Below are 1,318 nucleotides of genomic sequence, written 5' to 3' on the forward strand. Positions count from 1 at the left end.
GAATGAACTATAATAAAAACTTGAATATATTTAACAATTATAAGTATGTTTATGCTTATGTATAATGAAAGCTCGTCGGGCCTGACTGCTCAGTCCCTTGCCGTATGGCGCTCCCTCCGCAGGAGTGATTATGGTTTTACTGATATAAATCCATCAACATATGGCTTATCTTGTGTAACAACAGCAAAGGCCTGTCTTACCAATTTATTGGCGACAGCAACAACAGCTACTTTACCAGGTTTACCTTTAGATCGTAGACGGTCAAAACATGCTTTACATTCTGTATTGCACCTAAGTGATGATAATGCTGCCACATACAGTTGACTTCGAAGAATTGGATCGCCATTTCTGTTTATGTGACCTTTAAAGTTGACAGATGTACCTGATTGTTGATATGTTGGTGATAAGCCAAGATAACGAGTAAGTTGTTTTGCATTATCAAAGTATGTAAAGCCACCAGTTGCCACAATTAAAGCTGCAGCTAGTGTTACACCGATACCTTTTATGGAAGTGAGTAAATCCATCTGTTTCTTGAATTCATCATTAGCTAATGAAGCCAGTTCTTCTTCCATATATTTGATTTGTTTTCCCAGAAAAGCAATCGTTTTCTCTATTGTTTTCTTGCATTTAGAGTCATAAATTGGAAGAACCTCCATAGAACCTTTTAGGTTGCTTGTTGCTACTAACTGCTTCTTTAGCTGGCGTAGGACAGTACGTTTTTGTTTGAGAATTAAAATTGAATCGCTGCGCATTCTGTATGGAGATGGTTGCATCTTCTCACCGTATAGTGCTATAAGACGTGCATCAATCTCGTCAGACTTTATGACTGAAAGCATGACTCTGGAGAAATTTTTTATCTTCAGAGGATTTTCCAGGCTTACTGTAAAACCAAACTCGGAAAGCATATATACAAGCAATGTACTGTAATTGCCTGTTGCTTCCATAACACAATGATGTTCATTAACTGAAATAGTTTTTATAAACTCACGAATACCTTTAGCAGTATTTTTAAAGGTTTTGGTTTTACTAGTCTTTGCAGACGAATAAGCAACAACGAATGTCAACTTGCTTACATCAATTCCAACGTAGGTCATAAGCTAATGGTTTTTATAATTACAACGCAACATCTATACATCTTTAGCCATCATTGCAAATGCGGGGTCTAACTGCCCAATGAACTATCCGGATTCTGATGTAAAAGTGTGGGGGCTGAACATTCGAAACAATCTAAATGACTAAGCTTACGTCGGTCTTATTCCACACTTTGATGTTGAAACTTTATACAAAAGTACAACGTTTAATTAATATACAATGCTTA

Annotated in this window: 1 protein-coding gene; it reads right to left on the bottom strand. The window is 36.6% G+C overall.

Annotated elements, in window-relative coordinates; genetic code table 11:
- Positions 1–128: 128 nt before the first annotated feature.
- Positions 129–1,094, bottom strand: coding sequence for an IS110 family RNA-guided transposase (locus H3001_RS19075; RefSeq protein ID WP_118162928.1), 966 nt, complete (start codon positions 1,092–1,094; stop codon positions 129–131).
- Positions 1,095–1,318 lie beyond the last annotated feature (224 nt).

Origin of the sequence: Phocaeicola faecicola (assembly GCF_013618865.1) — a bacterium.
In the GTDB taxonomy this organism is placed as follows: domain Bacteria; phylum Bacteroidota; class Bacteroidia; order Bacteroidales; family Bacteroidaceae; genus Phocaeicola; species Phocaeicola faecicola.